The sequence below is a fragment of the Methylobacterium sp. AMS5 genome (assembly GCF_001542815.1).
Lineage (GTDB): Bacteria > Pseudomonadota > Alphaproteobacteria > Rhizobiales > Beijerinckiaceae > Methylobacterium.
Genome location: NZ_CP006993.1, coordinates 43,863 through 68,837, shown reverse-complemented (window position 1 = coordinate 68,837; position 24,975 = coordinate 43,863). Strand labels below are relative to the sequence as shown.

Below are 24,975 nucleotides of genomic sequence, written 5' to 3'. Positions count from 1 at the left end.
GACTGCTCTAACGTATTGTCAGAGCATCAGAAATCGACACGCAAGAGGGTAAGTCACGAATGACTGAGCAATCGCTCCCCAAGATCGGCGACCGCATTCGCCTGATCGAGATGCCGAACGACCCGTGCCCGATCCCGGCCGGCACCGAGGGCATCGTCTCCTTCGTCAATGAGACCGTCCGGCAGATCGGCGTGAAGTGGGACACCGGCCGCTCGCTGATCCTTGTGATCGGCGTGGACCGCTGGGAGATCCTCGCCGAGCCCTTCGATGCCAGCAAGCTCACCGACATCCAGCTCACGCGATGCCTGGAGGAGATGCGCCGGCGCGGGGCTGCGGTCGCGATCTACGACGTGGAAGAGATCGCGACCATGACGGACGGCTGGGACAATCAGCCCTCCAAGGAGGAGATCGAAGACTGGTTCGACCGCTCGGATCTCGAAGAGACCATGTGCGAGGCCGCTCGCAAAGAGATCTGCCGCTTCATCGACGAGAAGGACGCGCATCAATGAGCCGCTCCTACTACACGCCCTCGCTCGCCGTCATTGCGGCGGAAGCGGCGACCCTCGCGGGCGACACCATCGCGAAGATGGTCGCGACCGAGCCCGACGCGCGCAAGCGCCACCTGCTGAAGGAGGCGTCCGACGGCCTCTTCGCGATCGGCAGCGGCACCGACTGCCTCGTGACCGATGCCGATCTGTTCGAGGACGAGTGATGGAGACCTACTGGCTCACCCTCGGCGGCGTGCTCGGCGCCCTGGCCGGCGCCGTCATCACCTTCGCCGCAGCGCATGTCATTCACGATCGGGATCGGCGTCACGCGCGCCGCTTTCGCAGCGTCGCTGATCTCGCGCTGCATCAGAGCGAGGTCATGCAGAACACCCGCGGCACCCGTGGCCCCAACGGGCAGGACTGGTGCGACCTCTACGACGAACTCCAGCCACACGAGAGGGACTGATGGGCGCTTACGCCAAGAACCTGCAGCGCCGTCTGCGCAACCCGCTGCCGCCCGCGGCCGTCAGCATGATTCGTGAGGGCGCCGAGGCTCGCGAGAAGGCGATCCTCAAGGGCATCTTCGACGGCAACTGCAACGTCACCCGATGCCAGCGGGTCATCAAGGGCGAGAACTGGTTCAACACGTCGACCCGCGCCTACTACTGCGGGACGTGCGCTCGGGAGATCAACCGCTGGTCCCAGCGCGACGAGGGCAAGGTGATCTGCGTCGAGGTCACGGACCCGAACGACAAGCCGCCCTTCCCCAGATGAGCCTCGACCGCAACCGGGCGGGCTGGGCTCGCAGCTTCCGCAACGTGATCCGCCTGGTCAACCCGATCGAGCCGCTCTACCTGCCGATCTTCGTCGGCGCCCGGCCGCGCAAGCACTGGGTCCGGGACAAGGATTGGACCCAGCGCGACAGATCTCGCCGTCGTCGCCCGAAAGCTTCCAGAAGATAAGCCGACGCGATTTCGTCAATATAATCTTGTCAACAACAGTCAGTCACAGGTGACTTACACATGACGATCACGGGAACCGACGAGCATCACACGCACATCACGGGCGAAGACTTCGACCCGATGGTCCGAGCGCTCCAGAAGCATTTCCTCGCCGGCTTCACGGAGCACGGGCGGCACCTGTTCACGACCGACGTCGACACGGACGCGCTCTACGAGACCTACCTGTCCAAGGTGCCGGCCGGGCAGCGGCAGTATCACACCTGCAACTGCTGCAAGACCTTCATCCGCAACTTCGGCGGGCTGGTCTATATCGCCGACGACGGCCGGCAGTTCCCGGCGATCTGGGGCAGCCAGCAGGCCCCCGAGACCTATCTCGCCGCGGTTGATCACATGCGGGTCCTGGTCCGCGAGGCGCGGGTGACGGGCGTGTTCCTGTCCAAGGAGCGCATGTGGGGCACGCCGGAAGCGGGCGGATTCACCCACTTCGCCATCCAGCCGCATCGCGAGCAGGTCTTCATGGACCGGGCGAAGTCGGCGTTCGAGGCGATGGCCGAGAAGCGCCAGGACTACGGCACGCTCTCGCACGGGCTGATCGACTACAAGGCCGACGTCGTGGCCCAGGCGCTCAATCTCCTGAAGGCCGACGTGCTCGCCTCGTCCGAGAAGTTCGTGGACGCCGCCCAGTTCCTGCACGAGCTCCACTCGACCCGTGCGGGCAAGCGCGGCGCGGCAGCGAACAACGTGGTCTGGAAGGCGGTCGCGATGGCCCCGGCCGGCTGGGCGAAGCCGCGCTCGACGATGCTCGGCACGCTGCTCGATGCCCTCAAGATCGGCAAGGACGTGGAGCAGCTCAAGCGGGAGTTCGGCGCCAAGGTCGCCCCGCTGCGCTACCAGCGCGCCCAGGTGGCGCCGACGACCGGCAACATCGCGGTCGCGGAGAAGAAGATCGAGCGGCTCGGCCTGGCTCCCTCGCTCAAGCGGCGTCACGCCCGGATCGAGGATCTGACGCTGCTCTGGCAGCCGAAGGCCGTGCGGGTGGCGCCGGCCGCGGGCGGCGTGTTCGGGCATCTCAAGGCCAAGGGCACGCAGCGCATGGCCTCGCTCGATGTGGTCGCCCGCGCGCCGGCGCCGATCACTTGGTCGAAGTTCGCCCGGACCGTGCTGCCCGACGCCCTCAAGATCGAGGTCCTCACGGCGACCATGATGAAGATGATCGGGCTGACCGCGGCCGTCGAGCCCGACAGTCCGCCCATCCTGCTCTGGGACCGCGAGGAGGCCCGCAACCCGATCGCCTGGTATGTCTACCCGCGGGGCAAGGCCACCGAGTTCTGGAATCTGCCGGTCGGCGCCTGGGTCGAGGTTCCGGGGATCAGCCTGCTGCCGCCCATGTATGCGGGCGAGGACGCCTACCCGCAGTATAGCAAGACCGCGATCTTCCTGCTGCGCGGCGCGGTCGATTCCAAGAGCTCCGGCCTCGCCCTGTTCCCCTCGTGCCTGCACGGGGACCTGCACGAGATCCGCTCGACGATCGAGGCGTTCTCCAATGACGGCTCGCTGGAGAACCAGGACGACCAGAGCGCCAACGGCGTGCGGGTGGGCGACAATCATCCGTCGCCGCTGATCCGGGTGACGACGAACGTCGGCTCGTCCATCCACCGGATCGACCGCTGGGACTAGCATCGCCAGGGTGGGGCCACACAGCCCCACCCGACTAACCGACAAGTAATCGTAAATATAGTTTTGTCGAAACAAGTAAGTCACGGGTGACTTAAGATGAGCATCTCTCCGTTCGAGGACGATCGCGACTACGAGGGTCAGGTCAGCGACCCGTTTAGGAACGGCGCGACTTCCCCAGCGCCGGCCAGCCGAGCGGTCGCCGTGGTCCTACCGCTGATCGAGAGCGGCAACCCTGCCGACTGCGTGGTCCCCGGCACGCTGCGGATCGGCGACACGCCCATCGACGACGTGATGCCCACCTGGACCAACGAGGACCAGGAGACGGCGCTGGCGCGCGGCTGGGGCGTGTTCGAGACAATGGAGAGTGGCCCGATCATTCAGCGCTGGGACGACCTGCCGATCTTCCTCTCCGACGACGACGCCGCGCGCCACGTCCGGAGCTGCCAGGCGGCCTCGCCGCTCTGCCGGAAGGCCGTTCTCTACCTCGGCGTCGCGCAGCGCGAGTGGCACGACGAGAACCGTCTCGCCGCCTAGAGACCCCGCGCACAGACAGCGCTGACATTGCTATAAACGCAATGTCAGCAACGACTTAGCGAGAGCACGCGATGACCATCCAACACATCACCAGCCACAGCGACGCCTCGACCATCGACTACGATCACGTCGTCGTGACGCTGATCGAGAGCAACAACGGCCCGGTCCTGACCTGCGACACAGCGCCAGACGATGCCGACCTGCCGGACACCCACTACGAATACGAGACCGACAAGCACTCGCACGCGCTGATCGCCGCGAGCCAGGGCAAGACCCTGTTCGCCTACACCGATTGCGGCCCGGACATCACCGCAGTCCTCGTGTTCGAGACCGCTGCCGAAGCCGTAGAGCAGTTCCGTGCGTCCATGAAGATCGTCTTCGACTGCGAGGAGCAGATGCGAGACGCCGCCTGCGCCGAGCCGACCCTGCGCGCCCAGATCTCCGAGGAAGCCGAGCGTATCGCCGCTGCATTCCTCGCCGAGCCGAACAACGCCGTGCATGTCCACAGCGAGTTCAGCCCCAACAAGACTGCCGAGCAGAACAGCTGGATGTCGATGGACAGCACCGCCTGGGGCCTGACGACCGTCACGATCGCCGCGAGCGCCCCAGAATCCAGCGTCGTCGTGGAAGTCGTCAAAGACTACCGCACGAACGCCGCCTAGTCGTTCCAGCCGACATGCCGAATTTGCTCTGCGATAGTCAAATCATCGCAGAGCACACAGCGAGCAGAGACATGCAGAACCAAGACACCATCACCCGCATGCTGCCGGGCGAGCGCATCATCGAGCAGACTGATGCTCCGGGCGGTCAGATCGCTCAGACGATCCAGCGTCTCGACGGCAGCGACTACGTGCGCCTCATGCCGGGCACCGTGACCATCGACCTGCGCACGCTCCAGACGCTGCTCGATGTTGCCGAGGCGTTCGACGACATCATCCCCGAGGATGTAATCGCCGAGTTCGATGCGGCGATGGAGCAGGCCCGCGAGGCTCTGATGCAGCCCGAGCTGCCGAATCCCGCACGGGCGATCTGCGAGTTCATCGCCGAGGCATCCCGATGAGCCGCGACCTCGCGCTCCCCGAGGACGTCTACGTCGTCCTCACCACACCCAACGGCGCCCTGAAGGTCTCCGGCGCCGAGCGGACCGCGGTCATCACCGCGGAGAAGGCCCTGATGGATCTCTTCGCCAAGGGCATCCGCAACGTCCACGTCCACGTCAAGACCCGCGGCGGGGCGCGGACCTACGCCCGCGTGTTCGCCTACCTCACCCGCCTGCGCAACGAGCTCCAGATCGAATGGGTGCTGCGCAGCCAAGGACGCATGCCCAATGACTGAGCGCCCCGACATCACCGTCCGCATCCTCGACGGCCACACCGACATCACGGTCGTCGGCGACGAGATCGAGCGGGTGAAGGCCCAGGCCGAGGAGCATGTGCGCTTCCTGCTGATGCGCGGCGCCGGCGTTGGCGTCGACATCAAGTGCGAGGACCAGACCATCGCCGTCGAGATCCGCGCCCACCTGGACCAGGTGGCCCACGACATCGCCTCGAACGCCTACCGGGTCGACGCCAACACCCGCATGCAGATCGAGAAGCTCACGTTGGAGCACGGGCGCCGGCAGGGGAAGACCATGATGACCCAAACGATCGTGGACGACTACCTGAACTTCAATCGCCCCTTAACCCAGACCGGCAACCGTCATGCGCGCCGGAAGGCCAAGGCGCTGAAGGGGAGGGGTTGATGGCATCGGGCCGCTACCTCACTCTCGACAGCGACGTCCACGAGACGACGACGAGAAGGAACACCGTGATGAAAGGCGAGGAGATCCTCAAGGAGCTCGGCATCAATCAGGGCCTGCGGCCGCAGAACGAGCTGGACCCGCTGCAACTGGTCGCGGACCTAGCCGAGGCCGCGGCCCAGGAGATCCTGGACAACGAGCCCTCGACCTTCTTCCAGCAGCCCCAGGACCGGCTGGAGAAGCTGCGCAAGGCCCAGCGCCTGCTCACCCTGAACGCGCGCCACGTCCCCTACGTCGTCGACCAGGTGATCGACCACGCCCGCGGTCTGGGCGGTCTCAAGCACTGATTTCGCCTGCGCGCTGGTTCGCGATGTAGGGATTCGGACCCTATACCGCGAACCAGCCATGACCATCAAGCGTCAATCGCGCGCCGACGGCCGCACGCTCACACGCAGTCTCACCCCTGAAGAAGCGGCTCGCATCCACGCCGATGCGTCCTACATCGACACGCCCGAGCAGATCGAGGCGCGACGCAAGGAGATCGAGCAGAGGCTCACCTACACCGGTCTCTCGGCTCGCCAGCGAACGCTCCTAGAGGTCGAGCTCCGCGTCTGCCATCTGCCGACGCCATGGCAGCGCAAAGAGGCCCGTTCGGCTGCCAGGCGCGCGCTCCACATCGAACGCCAGGAGAAGGGCGTCCACTACCCGGCCATCCGTCGCGTGAAGCCGCAGACCGACCCAAGCGCGACCCGCATCTACGAGAAGCGAACGACCGAGAGCATGGCTAGGAACGCCATGATCCGCGCTCACCCGCTCTACAAGCGCGCCGCCCACTACCAATACCAGAACCGGCTGCCACAGACCTACGCGGCCACCTGGGAGCGCATTCAGGTGATGCTGAAGGAGCAGGGCGCCGAAAGCGCCGACGCCACCTGACAGGCCCTACGATCGCGAGCTACATGCGAAGGCATGAAGACACATGCCCTCATCCTCGCGTCCCTGCTCCTCACCACGGCTGCCCATGCCGAGACCGAGGCTCCTGGCCCCTACACGGTCAAGCGGGATCTTCCTGCCTGCCAGAGCGTCGCGGATTTTGACCGCATCATGCTGATGGTGCTCGACAAGAAGAACCCATTGGAGCAGGCGCGCGGCCGGCGTGCCTTCGCCGAGCTCGCGGAAGGACCGACCATCCCAGCCACGGCCGGGCGCCGCTGCGTCGTCATCCCCAAGGGGACCGTGGTCACGGTGCAGAAGCGGACCGGCGTCTACGACTGCGTGCGCTACAAGGGCCAGCCACCCGCCTACTACGAGCGGACCTGCATCTACACCAAGAGCGTGACCACGGCGCCGCTCTCCGGACCCGCACAGACCGCGGACTGGTATTGGTATTGAGCCGCGAGCTCCCAACCGACATGCCGACGTCTCTCGCGCATAGTGCATCTATCGACAGAGCGAGAGCGTCATGACCAGCATCAACTACAGCCTCGAAGTCACCTACGAGCGCAGCGAGGGCAGCGACGGCGACATCGAGGAGATCGCGGCGCGCTTCGGCTACGAACGGGGCGGCTCGGGCTCGGGAGGCGACACCAGGGACATCGACTTCGATCGAGACACGCCACCCACCGAGGAGGAGCTGCTGGAGCTCAAGAGAGCCTTCCGGAAGCTCCACTATCCCGTGAACGCGCATGTCGAAGAGTTCCGCAGGCTCGGCGAGAACGAGTTCCCCGACGACAACGACGACTGGGAGGGGAAGGTCTGGGACATCGTGGATGATCTCGACGACCGTGAGCAGCTCCGGAAGGAGAGCGAGGACTAGGACCACACAGGGGCGCACCACGGGCGCCCCTTCTTCGTAGAGCACCCGGTCCATGGAAGCCTGGTCCAGGCTCACACAGGCCACGGTCCGGAGAGGCCAGGCCTGTCTCATGGATGTCCCATGGACGTCACCTGCATGTCCCCTCGAACCTCAATGCGAACTATCGGGCGAGGGCCGCGAATGTCTCACCGATGTCCCATGGATGTCACCTGGATGTCCTATGGATGTCCCATCAAAATCCAATGCGAACGCGATTTTGCGGAAAATGTCTCATCAGGGGACATGAGCCCGAGCAGCCCGATTTCGCAGCCCAAAACCATCAATCAGCTCTAGAGAGACATGGACCCGATCGAGAGCGTCTTAGGGGCAAATCGCATGAGAAGCTCATAGAGCGTCGGGAAGCATGTGAGAGCGTCAGAGAGACACAGAACGAACGAAACGCGCTGTGTGATGCTCTGAGCGAAGCGAGCGACGCATCCAACGAATAGAGCGCATCAGCATCAGAGAGACACGAGCGAGAGAGCGTCTGTGGGGAGCGCGTAGGGGAGGGGAGAGACAGCCCCTAGAGAGACGCCAGCGTGTGTGAGCCCATAGAGAGCCGGGGAGTGGGGAATAGCTGGGAGAGGGATCAGATAGACACGGCCGCGCGGCGCCCGTTTCCCTCTACGTCCACCGATCCCCGAACACCTTGGACGCCCACACGCATCCGGTAGCCTCGCCACGATCGCTGCTGTATCTCTATCACTGCAAGCGCAGCGCGCCGGACGCGCAGCTGCCTCTGGGCTCTCTCTGTGCCTGCTTGTTGCTGACGCTGCTGACCGGTGCCCCGAGGTCTCGTCCGGACCGCTTGAGGGGCACCGGCAGCGGTCTGTCTTCCTGATCCGGAATTTAGGAACGGCCAGGGGCGGGCCCTGGAACGATCCACGGAACGCCTCGGGTCGCCGGAGATCCCATGGAAATCTCCAAGTCCGCGTTCCTGTAAAAACCTATTACCTACTATCTACCTGTATATACCTATTTACAGGAACGCGGACTTGGAGCTCTTGGATTTCCAAGCGTCCGGCGACCCACGGGCTCCCATGGGATTTCATGGCAGGCACCGGCGACCCAAGGGGCTCCTCGGCCTCCCATGGCGCGCCCGGAGATCGGCTCTCACGTATATAGAGCACGCGAGCGTGTATCCAGAAGCTTAGAGCTTCCATAACGTGCCAGTAGCATCCCTAGCCTAAATATCGTTTCTAGTCTTCGTCAGCAACGAAGCGCAGCGCTTCACAGACGAAAGACAGACAGATGACCGCTAAGACCGCTCGCACCCGCAAGTCCTTCAAGAACGACGCCCCGAAGATCAACGTCAACTTCGGAGAACTCCAGCACGACGCCATGATCGCCACCCGCGACGCCGCTGCCGAGAGCGAGCGCCTCGCCGCGATCCAACTGAGCCTCGAAGAGACCTTCGCAGACCTGCCGGTCCAAGAGGCCGAGGCGTCCGATGCGGTCCTCGATCTCGTGGCTCAGGAGATCGCTGCCGAGGAGATGCGCGACGAGCTCCAAGCGCCCGCTACCCCGACCGGCCCGAGCTTCCGGGAGCTGATGGACCTGCTCGACGACACGGACATCGAGATGGCCCAGCGCACCATCAACGCCGCGATCGACGAGCGCGCCCAGTTCGAGCTCCAGAAGAAAGGCGACGGCCACAACATCCAGCGCACCCTGAAGAAGGCGCGGGAGGGCATGGGCGTCTCCAAGGCTCCGGCCCGCGTGCTGATCGCAGCCGCTGTCGACACCGCCTTCGTGAACCGCACGCAGCACGACGGGTCGCGCTACAACGTCTACGCCATCGACAAAGTGGTCGACATCCTGCGCGCCCTCGGCAGCGACGCGGGTGAGGTCAAGAACGCCATCAACCGCGCCTGCCTCAAGTCGATCTTCGCGCTGCAAGCCGCGGGGCACGCCTTCAGCCTCGAACTCGCCAAGGCGTGCGCCTCGGACAAGTATGGGGTCGAGATCGCGGTCCGGAAGCACCTGACGCGCCACACGGTCTCCGCGAGCACCGCGCCGACCCAAGCGTCCTCGACCATGCAGGCCCTGGAGACCCTCGGGGTTGTCAAGCGCGAGGGATCGAGCCGCAACCCCACCTTCACCCTGACCGACGCCCCGATCACCGCGGCGCTCAAGGAGAAGATCCAGAAGGCCGCCTAAGACCCGAGACGAGACTGGGGCGCCCTGTGCGCCCCTTTCTCTTGCCTCGGTCCGCCCCATGGGAGCCCGCGCTTCCGGTTCTGGGAATTAGGAACGGCTAGGGGCGGGCCCTGGTATGGTCCATGGCAGGCCACGGTCCTCCACGGTCCGGCTTTCCTCGGCTTCCCATGGGCACGGTCCGGTGATCCACGGCCTGCCGCGGGGTCCCATGGGAGGCCGTGGGGTGGGGCCGCGTCCCGTGCCGGAGACGTATCCTAATATCCATGTCGCCCCATACTGCACCACAACGCACCAGTTCTATCCATACATTTCGTAGTGCATAGTCATTCTTGTCAGCAACGAAGCGCAGCGCTTCACAAGACAAGAGATCAACCAATGCGCCATCTCGTTTCTTCTGTCGTCAACGCCCTCGCCGACGCGATCGAGTTCACGAATGCCGCCCTCGCCGCTGCTCCGAACGTCCAGAAGCAGCATCTCAGCAAGATCATCGACCAAGAGGAGAAAATGGAAATGCGTGTCGCTCGGGCCCTGGGCGTGCCCTACCGTGAGTTCGTCGAGGGAGAGCTCGACAGCTTCTACGTCGAGGATGCGGAGCGTGAGATCGCGCGACGCCGCACCGAGCGCAAGCGCATGATCGACCGCAAGGCCCGCGAGCGCGCCGAAGCACTGGAGCTGCGCGAGGAAGCGTTCGCGTAAGGGGTAGCGCAGCACGCGCGACACACAGAGGGGCGTCTCGCGAGGGGCGCCCCATATCGTTGCGCTCGATCAGCCCATGGGATCGCACAGGGGCGCGCAGGAGCCCCATGGGAGGGTCCGGAGCACCGTGGACAGCTCCGGAGCCTGCCGCGGGCTTCCACGGGCCTCCTGAGACGATATTTTCGCATTGGTGCCCCATGGAGTGCCATGGGAGGGATCGGGCTGCCATGGGCGGACGCCGTTGACCCATCCGGTTCCGGAAATTAGGAACGGCTTGGGGCGGGCTTCGGTAGAGACCCATGGCGCGGCGCGGGCTCGATCGCTCGCGCATCACTCGATCAAGCGCTCTTAAATCGTGCGCAATACATCGTGCATCATTGAATTGTGCGCATGTAGATTGCGCACACGCTCGTGTTGCTCGCTTGCTACTGTCAAGAGCAAGAATGCGTCTCAGAAGAAAATTCCTATTTTCTGCAAAAAGTCACTCAGTGCTGATTGACTCTCAATGCGAACTGACTAAATTGTCTCTTGTCAGCACACAAACACAGAGAGACACAGACATGAGCAACAACGTCGCGAAGAACGAAGCTGTCACTGCTTACAAGCTCGCTCTCACTTCTGCTTTCGACGCTCGCGAAGCTTATGAGCGCGAGAACAACGCTAACGAAAACATTTTCAAGACGTTCAAGTCGCTTCGCGCTGACTTCGCGTCAGACGTCGTTTGCGAAGTCATGCACACTGCGAACGTCGCTGCTGACTTCATCAATCGTCAAGAGCGTCGCAACAAGCGTTTCAACGTCTACAGCGCTGAGAAAGTGTTCAACGTCGCGCGCGCTGCTGTCAAAGCTGAAGCGCTGAACGTCTACAGCAAGCACGTTTTCTTGACTGCTCTCAATCTGACGAAAGCTGACAAGAGCATGACGCACGCTGACGCTCAAGCGTCGCTGTGCGACGCGCTCAAGTGCGACGCGACGAAAGAGCAACTGATTTCGCGCTACGCTCGCAGCATCGCTGCAAGCACTGCTGACACTCAGTCAAGCTCTAGCATCAATGCGCTGCAAATGTTCGACGTGCTGACAGAGACGCGCGACGACATGAACAAAGTCGCTTACAAGCTCAATCTGAGCGCGACGACGACGAAGCGTCTCGCGAAAGCGCTGAACGTCGCGCTCTAAGCGCTCAGACGCACGCTAGAGACGCTTCGCGCGTCTCTAGCGCTCTCACTAGCTCAGAGCGCGCGAACGCGCTGTGCGACGCTCTCATGAGAAGCAAACGCTATGTGCAAGTCTGACGCTCTGCGCGCTGAAATCGCGTCAATCGAAGCGCGTCTGAGCGAGCTTCGCACAGAGAAGCAACGCGCACGCGAAGCTTATCTAGCGCTTGTCGCGTCGCACAGAGACGAAGATGCGCGCTTGCGTGTCGCGAAGCATCGCGCGCGCAAAAAGCTCGAAAAAGTCAGTCAGCAGTGATTGACTTGCAATGCGAACGCATGCGACAAGCATTTGTCAGCAACACAGAGAGTTTTCGTCATGACGCTTCAAGATATCGCTGAGATGAACGCTGAGACACGCAAGCTCGCGCAAGAGCAAGCGCTGATGAGCGCGTTCGACAGCTTCGCAGACTATCGCACTGACATGAGCGCGCGCGACGATTTTGACGCTTACAGCGAGCGCGTTGAAATGCTTGTGATGCAGTTTCACTACATCGACGCTGTGCGCATCGAACGCAAGCACGACAGCTTTCATCACGTCGTTGTGCGCACGCTTAACGATGCGCATTATGCATGCTCTGATCTTAACTTTGACGAAAACATTACATTGCAGAAGCAATGTTTTCGCTTCGACAACTTCGCAGACTTCAAGCGTTTTCTTATGCATTGCGTCGAATTAGTGCTTGACGAGCAAGCATGACACACTGATGCGCGCGTGACACACTGATGCACGCGCGCATCACGTTGCACGTTTGTCACTGTAGTTTTTGAGACACAGTGATGTCCTAGAGCCACACTCACGCGCTCTGGGCTATGCCTCGGGTGTCCACCAGCATCTCCGGCCGGTCCTTGGGAGAGGCACCAGATCCCCGGCGATCATCCTTGGGTCCCAGGCTCCCCACTCCCCAATTCCCCGTGCGCGAACTCGGACAGATCGAGCTGCAGGATGGCTTCGAGGACGACGTATTCCTCGGAGATCCCGAGACGGTCCGCTTCGCGGACCACTTCGGTTCTCTCCTCGGGCGTGAACTGCCGCATGAGCTCGCGGGCCAGCTCCAGCAGGTCGATCTCCTCGGGGCCGGCGCTCATTGGCGCGACCGGATGCGTTCGAGACGCTTCTCGCGCTCCAGCCGCTTCTCCCGACGCCGGGCGAGCGTCTCTGCTGTCGGACGCTTGATGGTCGGCATGGGCTCGTCCGAGGGGAACGTCTCCAGGTAGACGGTGAAGCAGGCTTCGAGCAGCTCCTTGTTCGACATGCCGCGGCGGACGGCTTCGAGCTTGAAGCGCTGGCGCAGCTCGGGCTCGACCTTGAAATTGAGGTCGACGAAGCCTTCGCTGGGCAGGTGCAGGTTGATCGGGGCCTGCGCGAGCTTGGGCGGGGCCGCAGACAGCCGCGAGGGACGCGCGTCGACCTTGGGAGCCGGAGCAGGGGAGGGCGCCTCTACGGGCTCTGGAACGACTTCGGGCGCCGGCTCGGCCGGCATGGGAGGCGGGGCGATCTTCAGACGGCTCATGCGGGCACCTTGGCGATCAGGGAGGCACGCTGGGAGGCGCGGGGATCGAGCTCGGCGACCTTATCCACGACCTCCTGCATCAGGGCGTCGGCGCGCTCATTGAGCGAGGGGAAGGTGGTCTCGTTCAGGGCGCGGCCGGTGTTCTGCGCGGTCCGGTAGCTGGGCTTGGCCGAGATGTGGGTCTCGCAGACGCCGTAGCCGGCGACCCGGACATACTCGCGCGCGTCGTTGACCTCGACCTGGCTCTCGCCCGTCTGGTTGATGACGAAGAGGATGCGCTTGCGCTCGATGCCGTTGGAGATCAGCTCGTGGGCGAACTTCACCTGCGGGGCGAGGTCGTCGAGCGCGACCGAGGTCGGCACGATGATGAGGTCTGCCTCCTTGGCGACGTCACGGCCCGCGGTCTCGGAATCGGGGCGGCCGTCGAACACCATGAGGTCGTAGTTCATCGACTGCAGGAGCGCCTGGCGCACGTTGGCGAAGGGCTCGGCCGAGACGGACGGCTCCAGGTTCGCTTCCATCCGGAGCGAGGCCCAGTCCACGGACGTCTTCTGCTTGGTGTTGAGGTCGGCGATCTTCACGCGCCAGCCGGCAGCCGCGTAGCTGCGGGCGATCAGTCGGGTGAGGGTGCTTTTACCGACGCCACCCTTCTGGGAGAGGCAAGCTATGGTGAGCATGGGCGGATTTCCGTTTCGCGAAGTCGCTGACAAGCGGATTCGCCCATGCTTACGTTAAGGCCCGGTTAACGGGTAGGGAACGGACCCGGAACGCTACCCGTCCTCGCGCCGGTTCTTGATGAGCCGGAAGCTGCGGGCCGCCTTCTCGCTGACCCGGTTGTAGGCGTAGTCGTGGCAGACGATCCGGCCCTTGTAGTGCCCGAGGTTGCCCCAGTGGCAGTCACCGAGGAAGTCGGGGATCTTGATGCCCTTGAGCTCCTCGATCCCCTTGAGCGGGCGCACGCGGGCCTGGGCGAGGATCTTCCCGCCCTCGGAGATCGCGCGACAGGGCGCCAGCCAGGCGCGGGCGTCGGGATAGTCCTCAAGCTCCTTCCAGAGGTTCCACTCACGGACGTTGTGGAACTCGCCCTTGTTCCAGCCGGCCTCGACCTTGAAGACCAGATTCTTGCCGTCGGGCTGGGCGTAGACGACGCGGCTCTCCCCGCTGCCGAGAAGCTCGCCCAGCATGAACCGGTTGAACTCCTCCTGGAACGGATCGAGCAGGTCGCAGAAGTTCTGCTTGCGGAAGCCGCTCATGACTGGAACCCCGAGCCGGCGCGGCCGGGATAGGAGGGCGTCCACGATCCACCGAGATTGCTCCGCTCGTGCTCCTTCGTCACGGCTCTCGTGATCTGTCGAGCAAGCTCGTGAGCATCCGTTTCTGCGTAGTTCACGCCTTCGAGCTGCGGCGCCCTCGGGAGCTTGCCGTGGAACAGCTCCTCTTCGAGCAGGCCGGCGACCTCGTGCATGTTGGGCTTGGGCGTGTGGGGCACGAATTCGGGATAGTCGAACAGGAGCTCGGCTTCCTCGGCTGAGACCGCGAGCGCGCGCCAGGTGTAGTTGATGCTGCCCCAGGCGGTCCCGTGCGTGCGGGTGGCGTAGCGCGGCGTCTCGTTCTCGTAGGGCTTCGGGCTCTGGTCGAGATCGGCGCCGCGGTAGGTGATCTTGCGCTCGCGCACCCGGAACGACAGGATCGGCTGGTCGCGGATCTCGACCGCACCGAACTCGTCGCTCTCGACCACGAAGCTCATGTCCTCGTCGTCGACATCGACCGTGTTGAAGGTGATCCGCTCGGACTTCTCGCGCTCGACCTGAACGCCGTCGATGCCCTGGACCCAGCCCAGCAGCTCGCCGGAGCCGTCGGATCGGACCTCGAAGAAGTCGAGGCCCTGCCGGACGCGGCTGGTGTCGAGCTCCGCGTGCCCGTTGGTCGCGGTGAGGCCTCCCCAGGTCATGGCTGGAGATCCTTCTCGATCAGGTCGGCCGCCTCATTCGAGACAGCCGTCCAGTAGGCGATGGAGAGACCCTGGGCGGTCAGGGCGGCGTTCACCCAAAAGCGGAACCAGGCCATCACGCAGCCCTCCGAGCGATCGTCTGGGCGCAGTGCATCAGCGCGTCCCAGTGCTTGAGCGCCGCGGCGACCTCGCGCTTGAGGTTGTCGATGCTCACGCCGTCGTTCTCGATCCAGAAATCGACGATGGTCTCGTCGAAGGTGTCGAACTCGTTGCCCGTGGGCGGCGCCAGCGGGTTCCGGACGCCGATCACCATCCCGAGCCGGTCCCGGTAGACGAGGCCCTGATCGCGGCGCACCGAGCCGAAGGAGAAGGCCTTCGCGTCCGGGTGCTCACGCTCGGCGCGCGGGATGGCGAGCGCCGGCAGGATGTTGCGGCCGAACTTGTCTTCCAGCGCGTTGCCGATCTCGCCGAGGATCTTGCGGATCTGCCAGGGCTGGCCGTTGACGTCGACGAACTCGGTCTTGCCGGCCTGGGTCGAGACCTGATCCCAGGTCAGCCCGAACTGCTGGACGGCGATCTCGCGCAAGGGGAGCCCGTCGTCGATCGGCTGGACGCCGTAGTCCTGCTGCAGGATCGTCTGGACCAGCGTCTTGCCGGCCTTCGGGTTGCCGCAGAGGGCGATGTAGCGGGGAAGGGTGGTGCTCATGGGATGCTAAGTCACTGCTGACTGATGATGGAAGCCGCACTAAGCCCTTGTTCGGGCTACAGAATTTGGCAGGGGAGGGGTTAGTGAAGGGTGGTGACGTCGGGAGCCTGGTCGCCCGCGAGAGCGGCCTTGCGCTTCAGGGCCCGCAGCATCGCCACGAGCCGTTCGTTGCGGGCCCGGAGCCGGGCGTTCTCCTGCTCCAGGCGATCGAGACGCGAGACGTGATTGCCCCGCGCATCGAAGAAGTGGACCGGATCGACCGGCTTGCGTGCGTTGCTCATGCTGCTCTCTATAGCTGGATCTACGCGGCCTGCGCTGCCGAAACGAGCAGGTGCCAGGGGAAGTCCTGGTTCGGGAGCAGGATGCGCTCGGCGAATCCAGGCGTGGCCTCGACGATGCCGCGGCGCTGCCGGGCGTGGTCGCGCAGATGGGTGTTCTGCTTGTCCACGAAGTCGAGAATGAAGGCGATATTCGGGACACCCTTCTTGGCGCGCAGCCCGCGACCGATCCGCTGCCGGAGCGCGACCTCTGCCTTGCCGGCGCCGGCCAGGATGACCATACCGACGGCCGGAACGTCGACGCCGACGTCCAGAATCGTCGTGCCGATCAGGACCTCGATCGAGCCGGTCTTCAGCCCGGCCAGCGCCGCCTTGCGGGCCTTCTGGTTGTCCTCGCCCTGGATGAAGCGGACCTTGGCGCCGGCCGTCTCCAGCGCGGTCTGCACGTTGACCCCGTGCGCCTTGTGCTGAACCAGGATCATCACCGGCAGGCCGGCGCGCACGCCCTTCATCGCCTCGTTGACGATCACCGCGTTCCGGATCGAGTTCTCGGAGATCCCGACCTTGTAGGCGCGCTGGTAGGGCGTGGTCTTGAACAGGGCCTTGGGCGGGCTCGTGTCCACATACTTGAAATAGGGCGTCGCCAGGATGCCCTTGTCGATCAGCTCCTTCTCCGTGACCTGGATCAGGATCGGGCCGAACGCGGCCATGAGGCGCATGTTGTCCTCGGCGTCGTCCCGCATGAAGGGCGTCGCGGTCAGCGCCAGCCGGTAGTGGGCGTTCTTGCAGTGGCGCAGGATCTCGAAGTAGCTGTTGCCGCCCGCCTCGTGCGCCTCCTCGCCGATCACGAACTCGATCATCTCCAGGAACTTGATCGTGGTCGCGCGCAGCTTGTTCTGGCGATCGGCCTTCGCGGTCGCTTCCTTCGCCAGGGCCTCGTCCGAGAGCCGCTCGCTCTCCTGGCGCTTCTCCAGCCGGTCGAGCATCTTGTGGATGTCGCCGGGCTTGGCGTTCGAGGCCTTCATGGACTTCTTGAGGTCGAGCTTCTCCTGCTCCTCGGCGCGCGCCCGGCGCTCGATGATCGCGGTGAGCTCCTTCTCGACCGAGCCCTCGGCGAGCCGGGCCATCAGGGTCTGCACCATCGCGACGTTGATGCCGCGCACCGGGGACCACTCGCCGTCACCGATCACGCCGACGCGCCAGCCGTCCTCCTCGAAGCCCTCCTTCATCTGGTGCATCAGCACGCCGCGCGTCGTGATGAAGAGGGTGGGCATGCGCAGCGCCCGCGCGCCGAGCCGGGCGATCCGCGACTTGCCGCCGCCCGTGGCGATCTGGGCGATGCCGCGGCCGTGCTTCAGCAGCTGCCGGATCGTGCGGGGCTGATAGGCGTAGCGGGGATCTCCGTCGCGCTCCTCGTCGCTCAGGACGTCCGGAGAGCCCTTGGGCTTCGGCAGCGGGTTGGCTGCGATCTGGACCTTCACGCCGCGGCGCGTGAGCTCCGCGTGGAGCATGTGGGCGAAGCCGGCCGGGAACCGGCAGGTCGCGTTCGCGAAGAAGGAGGATCGACCGTCCCACTTGCCCGGCCCGAAGGCCGCTGAAAACTCAGCGCCCTCGACGGCGTAGCTGAGAACCTCGTGCGCCATCGCCTTGACCTCCTTCGAGGCCCCGACGAGCTGCGCGTTGACGACCCCGCGGGCCATCGTGACGCGATCAGTCACCACTGATTTACCTTGCCTTCCGCTTCGCCTATGGTAAGTAACCACTGACTTATCACAGGCTCCCATGTATCCCAAGGCCCTCTCGCTTCCACCGGACCGGCTGGTGCCGAACTCGTGGAACACCAACCACGTTTCACCCGAGAACGAGGCGAAGCTTACGGCGTCGATCCGTCGGCTTGGTCTGATCGAATCCATTGTCGTTCGCGAAAACGGCAAGGACCTCGAAATTCTGAGCGGCGAGCATCGCGTTCAGATTTGCGTTCAGCTCAAGGTGCCGCTGATCCCGGTGCTGAACCTGGGACCGATCTCCGAAGACGAGGCCAAGCAGATCGGCCTGGTCCTGAACGAGCGCTACGGCAGTGACGACGCCATCGAGCTGGCGGAACTGCTCAAGGGCTTTGGTGACGGCTTCGACTTTCAGGAAATTCTCCCCTGGAGCAACGACGACATTACGCAGATCTTCTCGTCGGTCGATATAGCGCTCGACAAGCTCGATCTCGACGCTGGCGAGTCCGAATCGGATGCCACGAGCGATCCCGAGGAGCCCAAGCTCCCGGCCGCCCCGAAGACCCACCGGGTCATGCGCTTCCAGGTGCCCGAGGGCGACGCCGACAAGCTCGCCGAGCTGATCGCCCGGACCCAGAAGCGCCAGGGCTTCACGGCCGGCTCCGAGCTCCAGAATGCCGGCGACGCGCTGGTCCACCTGCTGCTCGGCAAGACCGCTCCCGCAACCGTCGACTTCCCGGACGCCCTCGATGCGTGATCGCGGCATTCGGGTTCACGAGCGCATCGAGCCCCGGTTCGAGGATTGCCGGAGCTGCCTCTTCTTCTCGACCGGGCGGGTGAACCGCAATCCCGCCTGCCGCACCTGCGGCTGCGGGGAGAACTTCGAGCCTCGCATCCGGGACAACGAGCCCACCGAGCGCGACCTCTACGACATCATCAAGGACTGGGCCGATGACGACGCTGACTGACCTGCCCATCGAGCACTGGCCGATCGGCAAGCTCAAGCCCTACGCGAAGAACGCCAAGAAGCACACGCCGGAGACGACGAAGAAGCTCGTCGGCGTCATCCGCGGCGCGGGCGTCTGGACCCAGCCGCTGATCCTGCGCGAGAACGGCGAGATCATCGCGGGCCACGGCCGGCGCCTGGCTGCGATCGAGATGGGCCTCAAGTCCGTCCCGGCCGTCGTGGTGAAGGGTCTCTCCGACGCCCAGGCCGAGGCGATGCGCCTGGCCGACAACAAGGCGTCCACCCAGGACTACGACACCGCCCAGATCCGCGAGAGCCTGACCTGGCTCGCCGGCGAGGACGACGTGGACGTCAACCTGCTCGGCTACGAGGCCAAGGAGCTCAGCTTCCTCACCGAGGACCCGGCCGAGTTCGACGAGAGCGCCTTCGTCGAGGACATCTCCGAGGCCGTCGAGGAGCAGCAGGTCGAGAACACCAAGAAGGCCGCGGCCGTCGACACGTCGACCATGCGGGTCGCGGATGCGCTCGGCTTCGGCAAGCTCACGGTCGAGCAGGGCCGGCGCGTGAAGGCCTTCATCGCCAAGATCGAGGGTGAGACCGGCGAGACCGGCGCGGACGCCCTCATGGGCTTCCTCGACGCCTTCGGGGTCGCTGCCTGATGCGCTTCCCGGCCAACTGCATCCTCGTCGCGCTCGTCTGCGGCGGGACCCGGATGCGCTTCCAGCGCAACCGCTTCGGGCGCTACCACGCCTTCTGGCGCACCCGCGACGGGCTCGCCTGGAACTTCACGGCCCGCGACCGCGCGCGCCGGGGCTACCTCGCCAACGCTCTCTATCTCGGGTCGATCAAGCGCCTGCCGAGCCAGGATCGGCTTGTCCGCACCTGTCAGTCAGTGGTGACTTCCCATGCCTGATTTCGAGAACAACCCGCTCATCAAGGAGATCGACGCCAAGCGGAAGGCGGCCGAGGAGGCGCGCGCCGCGGAGCCGAAGATCATCTCGATCAAGACCCGCTCGGCCTGGGTGCCGGAGAAGGTCGAGAAGAAGAAGCGCGTCCGTCGGCCCAAGGTCGATCAGGAGGCCGTCGAGATGGTCGAGCGCATCCTGGCCCGGCTCAAGGCCGGCGAGGTCGAGGGCGCGCTGGTGATCGTCTCGTGCAAGGGCGAGCGCGAGGGCTTCTTCGATCTCGCGCTGCGCACGCCGGCCGGCAAGCGGGTTGAGCAGGAGGCGCTGCGCTGGATCGGCGCGATGGAGCTGATGCGCGGCGACCTCGTGGAGCTGGCCGAATATGGCGAGCCGACCGACGATGAGGTCATCATCCTCGACGACGGCGATGACGATCCGGAGCTCGGCGCATGAGCACCTACCGGATCTCGCGCGCCTTCTCGTCGTCGGTCGAGCGCACGCCGCGCGTGCTCGAAGTCGCCGAGGCCTTCGGTCTGGGCCTCTCCGACAAGCGCTTCGTCGTCTACGACGACCTGCTGGTCGAGCTGAACCAGGGCGATGTCGTCTACATCACCGGCCAGTCCGGGTCCGGCAAGTCGCTGCTCCTGCGCGACCTGACGGGCAAGCTGCGCGCCGACGGCAAGGTCGTGGCCGATCTCAACGAGGTCGAGCTCACGGACGAGCCCGTCATCGAGCAGGTGGGTGGCTCCATGACCGAGGGGCTGCGGCTGCTGGGTCTGGCCGGCATTTCGGACGCCTGGATCTTCATCCGGCGCCCGTTCGAGCTCTCCGACGGTCAGCGCTACCGGGTGAAGCTCGCCAAGATCATCGGCTCGAACGCCGATGTGTGGGTCGCCGACGAGTTCGGCGCCGTCCTCGATCGCGTCACCGCGAAGGTCATCGCCTTCAACGTCCAGAAGGCGGCCCGCGCTGCCGGCCGGACGCTGATGGTCGCGACCACCCACACCGACCTCAAGGACGAGCTCGGTCCCTCCCTCACCATCACCAAGCGCTTCCGCGAGAAGGTGGAAGTCGAGAAGGCAGCAGTATGAGCACCGAATCCGACATTCACACCAAGATCGTCATCGGCGATCACGATGTGACCATCACGAGCCGGGAGCCCGAGGGCCTCGTCGTGACCTCACAGCCGCGCTCGCAGGTCGACATCCAGGCCAAGACGAACGGCGATCTGGTGATCGGCAACATCACCTTCGGCGGCGCGCCCGATCGCCTCAACATCACCGCGGCCAAGATCCTGACCACGCCGGCTGCCGAGGCGCCCCGGACCACGGGTCTGCGGATCGGCGAGGTCGTCGAGGCGATGCAGGCCGGCAAGCGCGTGGCCCGCGCCGGCTGGAACGGCAAGGGTATGTATCTGGAGCTTCAGGTGCCGGACGCTCACTCGAAGATGAGCCTTCCCTACGTGTTCATGTTCACGGCCTGTAAGAACCGGGTGCCGTGGCTGTGCTCGCAGTCCGATCTGCTGGCCCAGGACTGGGAGATCGTGTCGTGAGCGAGAACGTCACCATCCTCATCGTCCGGCGCTCCGGCTGGCGCTCCTCGGCCCCGCTGATGGGCTACCGGGTGCGCGAAACCACGGTGGATTGCCTCTGCCTGGTCGCTTCGGAGCGCGCGGCCGTCTCCGCGGAGACCTACGGCGCCGTCATCCTCGAAGACCTGCGCCGCGAGGACATCCCGGCGATGGCCTGGCGCGCGATCTCGGCCGGCATCCGGGAAGGCGTTTCCTGCCCGGTCGTCACCCGCTGGACCAATCCGAGTGCCGGAGAGACGCTGTGAGGACGATCCGGGAAGCCTTCTGGGGCGTGCTCCTCGCCGGAGCTTTCTCCCTCGTCGTGCTCGTCGCGCTCGGCCCGCAGCCGTGAGCCTCGACACCTTCATTGACCTCGCCCGCATCGTTGGATGCCTGGGCGGGGCCGCCCTGCTCGTTCGAGCTTTCTTCTACGCCCCGATCTGAGATGTCGCTCGAAATTGGATGCCCCAGCGTTGCGCGAGGTTCGTCGCACAGCGCGACCGTCGTGTTTGACGGCCCCGACACGCTGATCGCGCGTGAAAGCGCCCCTGCGCGATTTTCGCTGATCGACGAGATGGTCGTCGAGCGGGGCACCAAGGACGACTGGGAGCTGCTGCACGACCTGCACTACAAGGCCGAGAGCCTGCCGATCGGGCCCCGGTTCTGGAAGCTGGCGCTCCACGGCGAGACGATCGGCGTCCTCGTGACCTCGAACCCCAAGGGGCTGCTCAAGGAGCGCCACGTCGCCTTCCCGCGCCTCAAGCCGGGTGGAGACGAGACCAAGCTCACCAACACCAACCGCTACGTCTACCTGAACGCCAACTTCCGGGTGATCGCGCGCTTCGTCGTGGACACGATGTATCGCGGGATCGGCTGCGGCTACCGGATGATGAACCTGGTCTCGCGCATGGAGGGGAACACCTTCATGGAGATCCAGTCGTCCATGTCGAAGTTCAACCTGTTCGGGCAGAAGGCCGGGTTCAAGTTCGTCAAGCCGATGAACGCCAACAAGTTCGAGGCCGGGCTCAAGTTCTTCCGCAGCCATTTCGAGGCGAACCCGGCCGACTACGAGGCCATCCTGGCTGAGATCGCGGGCAAGTCGCCGGCCGAGCAGGAGAAGCTCGTCCAGGCCGCCCGCGACTTCTACTACCGGCACTCGGCGCTGGAGAAGACCGGCAACAACCGCGACAAGGGCCAGGGCCGGGTCGACGAGATGGACGCGCGGCGCGTGATCCGGAGCCTGCAACAGATCACGTTGGCCTCGCCGATGTATGGCGTCTGGAAGAACCCGGACAAGGGTCGGGTCCTGCCCGAGAGCCTTCCTCTGTCCGCATTCGACCGGCAGAAGCCGACCGAACCCCTGGTGCTGACATGAGCAAGCGCTTCGCAGCCACAGCAAAGCAGCGTGAGATCATGGATCTGGTGCTCGGCTCCGCAGATGCGGGCCGGGACCTCAGCTTCGTCGATCTGCACGCCGATCTCTCCTACGAGGCGACCCCGCAGGCGCTCCAGTATTCCATCCGGTATCTGGAGCAGCACGGGCTCCTCGTCCGGAAGTATGGAGCCGGACGCAGGCTATCTCTCGCTCCGACGCTTCTGGCTTATCAGCTGATCCGGCCCACAGCCGGAGAGCCTGTCTTGGAAGATCCAAGTCCGCGCTCCTGATAAAGACTAGATACTAAGTAACTATATATACTACTATTACAGGGACGCGGCTCCGGACGCGCGCTTGGAAAGGTCAGTCAGCAGTGACTAATGAGACAGAGGCTCCGGAGCTCGACGAGGGCCTGGAAAAGGACATCGAAGCTTCCGGCGAGAAGCGACTGACCCCGGCTGAGTGGGCTCAGATCAAGGAGCTGTGGGAACTCGGCACCGCAGAGGTCAACGAGATCTGCAGCCGCTACGGCGTGAAGCCGGCCTCGCTGCGCAAGCGCTTCCTCCGCTACGGCGTGAAGAAGGGCTCGCGCGCCCATGAGCTCGCCACGGCGACGGCCGCGGCTGCCAAGACGACCGCGACGGCCGCAGCACCCGTGCCCGCAGCCAAGACGGCCGAGCAGCTCTCTGCCGAGCGCAAGCACCTGATCGAGAAGGTCCGGAAGGAACACACCGGCTACGCCAACAACCTCGTGCGCGCGGCCATGGGCCGGCTCGCGGATGCGCAGCGCCACGGGCGCGCCTTCTCGACCGAGGACGGCAACCTGAAGACGATCGAGCGGGCGATGAAGATCGTCCGGATGGGCCGCCTGGAGATCTTCGACCTCCTGAACGCGCACGATGAGGTCGACGAGAACGAGCTGCCGGAGCTCTCGATCCGCAACCTGACCGACGAGCAGATCAAGGCCCTGCGCGAGAAGCAGGAGGAGGACGACGGCGACCTCGTGGAGGACGAGGACGCCGCGATCGTGGTCGACGAAGACGAGGCGATCGTCGTCGAGGAAGGCGACGATGGCGACGCTTGAGTATAAGCTCCACCACGGCCAGGCGACGGTCTTCAACGATCCGCGCCGGGTCAAGGTGGTCGTTGCCGGCCGGCGCTGGGGCAAGACCCAGTTCGCGCGGATCTCGATCGTCACCGCTGCCGCGGCCAAGTCCAAGCAGAAGGTCTGGTATGTCGCGCCCACCTACGGGATGGCGCGCTCGATCCTGTGGGACGAGCTAAAGGATTCGATCCCGGCCAAGTGGGTCAAGCGGATCAACGAGACCCGGATGGCGATCCGGCTGCGCAACGGCTCGCTGATCGAGTGCAAGGGCGCGGACAAGCCGGACAGCCTGCGCGGCGTCGCGCTGCACCTGGTCGTGGTCGACGAGGCCCAGGACATCGAGCCGGACACCTGGTTCAAGGTCCTGATGCCGACGCTCGCCTCGACCCGCGGCAGCGCCATCATCATCGGGACGCCCAAGGCCTACAACTGGCTCTACGACGTCTACATGAAGGGCCAGCGCGGCGACACGTATCGCGACGCGAAGGGCAAGCTGCGCCGCAACACGCACAAGTCCTGGCAGTTCCCGACCATCACGTCGCCGTTCATCCCGCTGGAGGAGATCGAGAACGCGCGCCAGAACATGGACGACAAGTCGTTCCGTCAGGAGTTCGAGGCGAGCTTCGAGACGATGAGCGGCCGCGTCTACCATGCGTTCGACCGCAACATCCACGTCGGCGACTACGCCTTCAACCCGCAGCTGCCGATCTGGATCGGGCAGGACTTCAACATCGACCCGATGTCGTCGGTCATCATGCAGCTGCAGGACAACGGCGAGGTCTGGATCGTGGGCGAGATCATCCTGCCCGGTTCCTCGACCGAAGAGGTCGCGCAGGAGCTCGACCGCAAGTTCTTCAAGCACAAGAAGCGGATCATTCTCTACCCGGACCCGGCCGGCGCCCAGCGCGGCCACGGCCGCGGCGAGAGCGACCTCGACATCCTGCGCGACGCCGAGTTCAAGAATCTCAAGTATCGCAAGAAGCACCCGAAGGTGGCCGACCGCGTGAACTCGGTCAATCGGATGCTCAAGGCGGCCGACGGCACGATCCGGCTCAAGGTGGACCGGAACTGCAAGCACGTCATCAACGCCTTCGAGCAGACGATCTACAAGCCGGGCTCGCGCGACGTGGACAAGAGCGCGGGCGTCGAGCACCCGGCCGACGCGCTGGGCTACTGCCTCGATCTCGAATTCCCGGTGCGTCAGATCAAGATCCTCGGCGTTTCGCTGTGATCTTGTGGATCAGTCAGCACTGACTTATCATCTAGCTCTTCCGAAGGACGAACAGACCCATGGCAACGACCCAGACCGACATCACCGAGGAGAACTGGCTCGATCTCGGGCCGGCGCAGGGTCTCCTGCAGACCATTCCCTCGCCTGCGCTGCCGGTCGCGGCCGATGTGCTGTTCGTCCTCTCCGACGCCGAGCCCGGGCTCGATGCGCCCGCGCACCAGCTGCGCGGCGCGTCCGGCCCGCTGCCGCTGAACTACCCGAGCCTGACCCTGTTCGTGCGTGCCCCGAACAAGGCCGGCGCGCGCGTCGCCTTCACGGCCCTGGCGTAA

40 protein-coding genes are annotated in these 24,975 nt (G+C 64.7%); 32 read left to right on the top strand and 8 right to left on the bottom strand.

From position 1 onward, the window contains the following. Positions 1–59 precede the first annotated feature (59 nt). From Y590_RS24645 to Y590_RS24555, 19 genes are all read left to right on the top strand, one after another. Positions 60–509 carry a DUF4314 domain-containing protein gene (locus tag Y590_RS24645; RefSeq protein WP_060772527.1) on the top strand — a complete coding sequence of 150 codons (450 nt, stop codon included), beginning with the start codon at positions 60–62 and terminating at the stop codon, positions 507–509. Next, entirely contained in the window at positions 506–712 is a 207-nt protein-coding gene (locus tag Y590_RS24640; protein WP_060772526.1) for a hypothetical protein, read from the top strand. Before Y590_RS24645 ends, Y590_RS24640 begins: the two co-directional genes overlap by 4 nt. Beyond that, a complete protein-coding gene (locus Y590_RS24635) occupies positions 712–954 on the top strand; it encodes a hypothetical protein (protein ID WP_060772525.1) in 243 nt (80 codons plus the stop codon). The genes Y590_RS24640 and Y590_RS24635 overlap by 1 nt, the downstream gene beginning before the upstream one ends. Next, positions 954–1,262 carry a hypothetical protein gene (locus tag Y590_RS24630; protein WP_060772524.1) on the top strand — a complete coding sequence of 103 codons (309 nt, stop codon included), beginning with the start codon at positions 954–956 and terminating at the stop codon, positions 1,260–1,262. Before Y590_RS24635 ends, Y590_RS24630 begins: the two co-directional genes overlap by 1 nt. Continuing rightward, positions 1,259–1,450 (top strand): hypothetical protein, encoded by a 192-nt coding sequence (locus Y590_RS24625; RefSeq protein ID WP_060772523.1) that lies wholly within the window; start codon positions 1,259–1,261, stop codon positions 1,448–1,450. Before Y590_RS24630 ends, Y590_RS24625 begins: the two co-directional genes overlap by 4 nt. A 60-nt stretch (positions 1,451–1,510) precedes the next feature. After that, positions 1,511–3,127: a DUF8224 domain-containing phage-derived protein gene (locus tag Y590_RS24620; protein ID WP_060772522.1), complete on the top strand. Its 1,617-nt coding sequence runs from the start codon at positions 1,511–1,513 to the stop codon at positions 3,125–3,127. Between the two features lie 96 nt (positions 3,128–3,223). Further along, complete coding sequence (locus tag Y590_RS24615) at positions 3,224–3,661, top strand: hypothetical protein (protein WP_060772521.1); 438 nt, start codon at positions 3,224–3,226, stop codon at positions 3,659–3,661. Positions 3,662–3,732: 71 nt separating this feature from the next. Next, the gene (locus Y590_RS24610; protein ID WP_060772520.1) at positions 3,733–4,323 is read left to right on the top strand and encodes a hypothetical protein; all 591 of its coding nucleotides are present in this window, start codon (positions 3,733–3,735) and stop codon (positions 4,321–4,323) included. Positions 4,324–4,394: 71 nt separating this feature from the next. Further along, positions 4,395–4,721, top strand: a complete 327-nt coding sequence (locus Y590_RS24605) for a hypothetical protein (RefSeq protein ID WP_060772519.1) — start codon at positions 4,395–4,397, stop codon at positions 4,719–4,721. Then, complete coding sequence (locus tag Y590_RS24600) at positions 4,718–4,996, top strand: hypothetical protein (protein ID WP_060772518.1); 279 nt, start codon at positions 4,718–4,720, stop codon at positions 4,994–4,996. Before Y590_RS24605 ends, Y590_RS24600 begins: the two co-directional genes overlap by 4 nt. Continuing rightward, positions 4,989–5,402 carry a hypothetical protein gene (locus tag Y590_RS24595; protein WP_060772517.1) on the top strand — a complete coding sequence of 138 codons (414 nt, stop codon included), beginning with the start codon at positions 4,989–4,991 and terminating at the stop codon, positions 5,400–5,402. Before Y590_RS24600 ends, Y590_RS24595 begins: the two co-directional genes overlap by 8 nt. Then, entirely contained in the window at positions 5,402–5,746 is a 345-nt protein-coding gene (locus tag Y590_RS24590) for a hypothetical protein (protein ID WP_060772516.1), read from the top strand. Before Y590_RS24595 ends, Y590_RS24590 begins: the two co-directional genes overlap by 1 nt. Positions 5,747–5,804: 58 nt before the next feature. Further along, positions 5,805–6,335 carry a hypothetical protein gene (locus Y590_RS24585; protein WP_060772515.1) on the top strand — a complete coding sequence of 177 codons (531 nt, stop codon included), beginning with the start codon at positions 5,805–5,807 and terminating at the stop codon, positions 6,333–6,335. 33 nt (positions 6,336–6,368) lie between these two features. Continuing rightward, positions 6,369–6,791, top strand: a complete 423-nt coding sequence (locus Y590_RS24580; protein ID WP_060772514.1) for a hypothetical protein — start codon at positions 6,369–6,371, stop codon at positions 6,789–6,791. Between the two features lie 70 nt (positions 6,792–6,861). Beyond that, the gene (locus Y590_RS24575; protein ID WP_060772513.1) at positions 6,862–7,215 is read left to right on the top strand and encodes a thioredoxin domain-containing protein; all 354 of its coding nucleotides are present in this window, start codon (positions 6,862–6,864) and stop codon (positions 7,213–7,215) included. A gap of 1,290 nt (positions 7,216–8,505) precedes the next feature. Further along, positions 8,506–9,414, top strand: a complete 909-nt coding sequence (locus Y590_RS24570; RefSeq protein WP_060772512.1) for a hypothetical protein — start codon at positions 8,506–8,508, stop codon at positions 9,412–9,414. A 375-nt stretch (positions 9,415–9,789) separates the two neighbouring features. Further along, positions 9,790–10,110: a hypothetical protein gene (locus tag Y590_RS24565; protein WP_060772511.1), complete on the top strand. Its 321-nt coding sequence runs from the start codon at positions 9,790–9,792 to the stop codon at positions 10,108–10,110. Between the two features lie 560 nt (positions 10,111–10,670). Further along, positions 10,671–11,285: a hypothetical protein gene (locus tag Y590_RS24560; protein ID WP_060772510.1), complete on the top strand. Its 615-nt coding sequence runs from the start codon at positions 10,671–10,673 to the stop codon at positions 11,283–11,285. Positions 11,286–11,639: 354 nt separating this feature from the next. Further along, positions 11,640–12,020 carry a hypothetical protein gene (locus tag Y590_RS24555; RefSeq protein ID WP_060772509.1) on the top strand — a complete coding sequence of 127 codons (381 nt, stop codon included), beginning with the start codon at positions 11,640–11,642 and terminating at the stop codon, positions 12,018–12,020. Between the two features lie 176 nt (positions 12,021–12,196). Here the strand turns inward: Y590_RS24555 and Y590_RS24550 are convergent, their stop codons facing one another. The 8 genes from Y590_RS24550 to Y590_RS24515 form a co-directional block, all read right to left on the bottom strand. Beyond that, on the bottom strand, positions 12,197–12,409 hold the full coding sequence (locus Y590_RS24550) for a hypothetical protein (RefSeq protein WP_060772508.1): 213 nt from the start codon (positions 12,407–12,409) through the stop codon (positions 12,197–12,199). Continuing rightward, positions 12,406–12,834, bottom strand: a complete 429-nt coding sequence (locus tag Y590_RS24545; RefSeq protein ID WP_060772507.1) for a hypothetical protein — start codon at positions 12,832–12,834, stop codon at positions 12,406–12,408. Before Y590_RS24545 ends, Y590_RS24550 begins: the two co-directional genes overlap by 4 nt. Continuing rightward, on the bottom strand, positions 12,831–13,511 hold the full coding sequence (locus Y590_RS24540; protein WP_060772506.1) for a nucleotide-binding protein: 681 nt from the start codon (positions 13,509–13,511) through the stop codon (positions 12,831–12,833). The genes Y590_RS24545 and Y590_RS24540 overlap by 4 nt, the downstream gene beginning before the upstream one ends. 93 nt (positions 13,512–13,604) lie before the next feature. Next, positions 13,605–14,087, bottom strand: a complete 483-nt coding sequence (locus tag Y590_RS24535) for a hypothetical protein (RefSeq protein ID WP_060772505.1) — start codon at positions 14,085–14,087, stop codon at positions 13,605–13,607. Then, on the bottom strand, positions 14,084–14,785 hold the full coding sequence (locus tag Y590_RS24530) for a hypothetical protein (protein ID WP_060772504.1): 702 nt from the start codon (positions 14,783–14,785) through the stop codon (positions 14,084–14,086). The genes Y590_RS24535 and Y590_RS24530 overlap by 4 nt, the downstream gene beginning before the upstream one ends. Positions 14,786–14,900: 115 nt before the next feature. Further along, positions 14,901–15,491, bottom strand: a complete 591-nt coding sequence (locus tag Y590_RS24525; protein ID WP_060772503.1) for a hypothetical protein — start codon at positions 15,489–15,491, stop codon at positions 14,901–14,903. A gap of 80 nt (positions 15,492–15,571) precedes the next feature. After that, complete coding sequence (locus Y590_RS24520; protein WP_060772502.1) at positions 15,572–15,772, bottom strand: hypothetical protein; 201 nt, start codon at positions 15,770–15,772, stop codon at positions 15,572–15,574. Positions 15,773–15,792: 20 nt separating this feature from the next. After that, complete coding sequence (locus Y590_RS24515) at positions 15,793–17,487, bottom strand: DEAD/DEAH box helicase (protein WP_060772596.1); 1,695 nt, start codon at positions 17,485–17,487, stop codon at positions 15,793–15,795. A gap of 64 nt (positions 17,488–17,551) precedes the next feature. Here Y590_RS24515 and Y590_RS24510 point away from each other — a divergent pair, with 64 nt between their 5' ends. The 13 genes from Y590_RS24510 to Y590_RS24450 all read left to right on the top strand — a co-directional run bounded on the left by Y590_RS24510 (position 17,552) and on the right by Y590_RS24450 (position 24,975). Beyond that, on the top strand, positions 17,552–18,250 hold the full coding sequence (locus tag Y590_RS24510) for a ParB/RepB/Spo0J family partition protein (protein WP_060772501.1): 699 nt from the start codon (positions 17,552–17,554) through the stop codon (positions 18,248–18,250). Then, positions 18,243–18,461, top strand: a complete 219-nt coding sequence (locus Y590_RS24505) for a hypothetical protein (RefSeq protein ID WP_060772500.1) — start codon at positions 18,243–18,245, stop codon at positions 18,459–18,461. Before Y590_RS24510 ends, Y590_RS24505 begins: the two co-directional genes overlap by 8 nt. Further along, positions 18,445–19,119 carry a ParB N-terminal domain-containing protein gene (locus tag Y590_RS24500; protein ID WP_060772499.1) on the top strand — a complete coding sequence of 225 codons (675 nt, stop codon included), beginning with the start codon at positions 18,445–18,447 and terminating at the stop codon, positions 19,117–19,119. Before Y590_RS24505 ends, Y590_RS24500 begins: the two co-directional genes overlap by 17 nt. Further along, positions 19,119–19,373 carry a hypothetical protein gene (locus Y590_RS24495; protein ID WP_060772498.1) on the top strand — a complete coding sequence of 85 codons (255 nt, stop codon included), beginning with the start codon at positions 19,119–19,121 and terminating at the stop codon, positions 19,371–19,373. Before Y590_RS24500 ends, Y590_RS24495 begins: the two co-directional genes overlap by 1 nt. Continuing rightward, positions 19,366–19,818 (top strand): hypothetical protein, encoded by a 453-nt coding sequence (locus tag Y590_RS24490; RefSeq protein WP_060772497.1) that lies wholly within the window; start codon positions 19,366–19,368, stop codon positions 19,816–19,818. Before Y590_RS24495 ends, Y590_RS24490 begins: the two co-directional genes overlap by 8 nt. After that, on the top strand, positions 19,815–20,456 hold the full coding sequence (locus Y590_RS24485; protein ID WP_060772496.1) for an ATP-binding cassette domain-containing protein: 642 nt from the start codon (positions 19,815–19,817) through the stop codon (positions 20,454–20,456). Before Y590_RS24490 ends, Y590_RS24485 begins: the two co-directional genes overlap by 4 nt. Beyond that, positions 20,453–20,917: a DUF2829 domain-containing protein gene (locus Y590_RS24480; protein WP_060772495.1), complete on the top strand. Its 465-nt coding sequence runs from the start codon at positions 20,453–20,455 to the stop codon at positions 20,915–20,917. The genes Y590_RS24485 and Y590_RS24480 overlap by 4 nt, the downstream gene beginning before the upstream one ends. Beyond that, complete coding sequence (locus Y590_RS24475) at positions 20,914–21,201, top strand: hypothetical protein (RefSeq protein ID WP_060772494.1); 288 nt, start codon at positions 20,914–20,916, stop codon at positions 21,199–21,201. The genes Y590_RS24480 and Y590_RS24475 overlap by 4 nt, the downstream gene beginning before the upstream one ends. Positions 21,202–21,440: 239 nt before the next feature. After that, positions 21,441–22,310 (top strand): hypothetical protein, encoded by an 870-nt coding sequence (locus Y590_RS24470; protein WP_060772493.1) that lies wholly within the window; start codon positions 21,441–21,443, stop codon positions 22,308–22,310. Then, the gene (locus Y590_RS24465) at positions 22,307–22,600 is read left to right on the top strand and encodes a hypothetical protein (protein ID WP_060772492.1); all 294 of its coding nucleotides are present in this window, start codon (positions 22,307–22,309) and stop codon (positions 22,598–22,600) included. Before Y590_RS24470 ends, Y590_RS24465 begins: the two co-directional genes overlap by 4 nt. Before the next feature lie 83 nt (positions 22,601–22,683). Continuing rightward, entirely contained in the window at positions 22,684–23,394 is a 711-nt protein-coding gene (locus Y590_RS24460) for a hypothetical protein (protein WP_060772491.1), read from the top strand. Further along, positions 23,381–24,646 carry a phage terminase large subunit gene (locus tag Y590_RS24455; RefSeq protein WP_060772490.1) on the top strand — a complete coding sequence of 422 codons (1,266 nt, stop codon included), beginning with the start codon at positions 23,381–23,383 and terminating at the stop codon, positions 24,644–24,646. The genes Y590_RS24460 and Y590_RS24455 overlap by 14 nt, the downstream gene beginning before the upstream one ends. A gap of 59 nt (positions 24,647–24,705) precedes the next feature. Next, positions 24,706–24,975 carry a hypothetical protein gene (locus Y590_RS24450; protein ID WP_060772489.1) on the top strand — a complete coding sequence of 90 codons (270 nt, stop codon included), beginning with the start codon at positions 24,706–24,708 and terminating at the stop codon, positions 24,973–24,975.

Coding starts and splice junctions, on each gene's coding strand:
- Y590_RS24495 (WP_060772498.1), top strand. CDS start 19,119: ATGCGCTTCCCGGCCAACTGCATCCTCGTCGCGCTCGTCTGCGGCGGG.
- Y590_RS24595 (WP_060772517.1), top strand. CDS start 4,989: ATGACTGAGCGCCCCGACATCACCGTCCGCATCCTCGACGGCCACACC.
- Y590_RS24485 (WP_060772496.1), top strand. CDS start 19,815: ATGAGCACCTACCGGATCTCGCGCGCCTTCTCGTCGTCGGTCGAGCGC.
- Y590_RS24500 (WP_060772499.1), top strand. CDS start 18,445: ATGACGACGCTGACTGACCTGCCCATCGAGCACTGGCCGATCGGCAAG.
- Y590_RS24570 (WP_060772512.1), top strand. CDS start 8,506: ATGACCGCTAAGACCGCTCGCACCCGCAAGTCCTTCAAGAACGACGCC.
- Y590_RS24590 (WP_060772516.1), top strand. CDS start 5,402: ATGGCATCGGGCCGCTACCTCACTCTCGACAGCGACGTCCACGAGACG.
- Y590_RS24605 (WP_060772519.1), top strand. CDS start 4,395: ATGCAGAACCAAGACACCATCACCCGCATGCTGCCGGGCGAGCGCATC.
- Y590_RS24530 (WP_060772504.1), bottom strand. CDS start 14,785: ATGACCTGGGGAGGCCTCACCGCGACCAACGGGCACGCGGAGCTCGAC.
- Y590_RS24525 (WP_060772503.1), bottom strand. CDS start 15,491: ATGAGCACCACCCTTCCCCGCTACATCGCCCTCTGCGGCAACCCGAAG.
- Y590_RS24465 (WP_060772492.1), top strand. CDS start 22,307: ATGAGCAAGCGCTTCGCAGCCACAGCAAAGCAGCGTGAGATCATGGAT.
- Y590_RS24540 (WP_060772506.1), bottom strand. CDS start 13,511: ATGCTCACCATAGCTTGCCTCTCCCAGAAGGGTGGCGTCGGTAAAAGC.
- Y590_RS24580 (WP_060772514.1), top strand. CDS start 6,369: ATGAAGACACATGCCCTCATCCTCGCGTCCCTGCTCCTCACCACGGCT.
- Y590_RS24450 (WP_060772489.1), top strand. CDS start 24,706: ATGGCAACGACCCAGACCGACATCACCGAGGAGAACTGGCTCGATCTC.
- Y590_RS24600 (WP_060772518.1), top strand. CDS start 4,718: ATGAGCCGCGACCTCGCGCTCCCCGAGGACGTCTACGTCGTCCTCACC.
- Y590_RS24565 (WP_060772511.1), top strand. CDS start 9,790: ATGCGCCATCTCGTTTCTTCTGTCGTCAACGCCCTCGCCGACGCGATC.
- Y590_RS24480 (WP_060772495.1), top strand. CDS start 20,453: ATGAGCACCGAATCCGACATTCACACCAAGATCGTCATCGGCGATCAC.
- Y590_RS24545 (WP_060772507.1), bottom strand. CDS start 12,834: ATGAGCCGTCTGAAGATCGCCCCGCCTCCCATGCCGGCCGAGCCGGCG.
- Y590_RS24520 (WP_060772502.1), bottom strand. CDS start 15,772: ATGAGCAACGCACGCAAGCCGGTCGATCCGGTCCACTTCTTCGATGCG.
- Y590_RS24630 (WP_060772524.1), top strand. CDS start 954: ATGGGCGCTTACGCCAAGAACCTGCAGCGCCGTCTGCGCAACCCGCTG.
- Y590_RS24510 (WP_060772501.1), top strand. CDS start 17,552: ATGTATCCCAAGGCCCTCTCGCTTCCACCGGACCGGCTGGTGCCGAAC.
- Y590_RS24645 (WP_060772527.1), top strand. CDS start 60: ATGACTGAGCAATCGCTCCCCAAGATCGGCGACCGCATTCGCCTGATC.
- Y590_RS24610 (WP_060772520.1), top strand. CDS start 3,733: ATGACCATCCAACACATCACCAGCCACAGCGACGCCTCGACCATCGAC.
- Y590_RS24535 (WP_060772505.1), bottom strand. CDS start 14,087: ATGAGCGGCTTCCGCAAGCAGAACTTCTGCGACCTGCTCGATCCGTTC.
- Y590_RS24575 (WP_060772513.1), top strand. CDS start 6,862: ATGACCAGCATCAACTACAGCCTCGAAGTCACCTACGAGCGCAGCGAG.
- Y590_RS24455 (WP_060772490.1), top strand. CDS start 23,381: ATGGCGACGCTTGAGTATAAGCTCCACCACGGCCAGGCGACGGTCTTC.
- Y590_RS24640 (WP_060772526.1), top strand. CDS start 506: ATGAGCCGCTCCTACTACACGCCCTCGCTCGCCGTCATTGCGGCGGAA.
- Y590_RS24505 (WP_060772500.1), top strand. CDS start 18,243: ATGCGTGATCGCGGCATTCGGGTTCACGAGCGCATCGAGCCCCGGTTC.
- Y590_RS24615 (WP_060772521.1), top strand. CDS start 3,224: ATGAGCATCTCTCCGTTCGAGGACGATCGCGACTACGAGGGTCAGGTC.
- Y590_RS24560 (WP_060772510.1), top strand. CDS start 10,671: ATGAGCAACAACGTCGCGAAGAACGAAGCTGTCACTGCTTACAAGCTC.
- Y590_RS24625 (WP_060772523.1), top strand. CDS start 1,259: ATGAGCCTCGACCGCAACCGGGCGGGCTGGGCTCGCAGCTTCCGCAAC.
- Y590_RS24550 (WP_060772508.1), bottom strand. CDS start 12,409: ATGAGCGCCGGCCCCGAGGAGATCGACCTGCTGGAGCTGGCCCGCGAG.
- Y590_RS24620 (WP_060772522.1), top strand. CDS start 1,511: ATGACGATCACGGGAACCGACGAGCATCACACGCACATCACGGGCGAA.
- Y590_RS24555 (WP_060772509.1), top strand. CDS start 11,640: ATGACGCTTCAAGATATCGCTGAGATGAACGCTGAGACACGCAAGCTC.
- Y590_RS24490 (WP_060772497.1), top strand. CDS start 19,366: ATGCCTGATTTCGAGAACAACCCGCTCATCAAGGAGATCGACGCCAAG.
- Y590_RS24585 (WP_060772515.1), top strand. CDS start 5,805: ATGACCATCAAGCGTCAATCGCGCGCCGACGGCCGCACGCTCACACGC.
- Y590_RS24635 (WP_060772525.1), top strand. CDS start 712: ATGGAGACCTACTGGCTCACCCTCGGCGGCGTGCTCGGCGCCCTGGCC.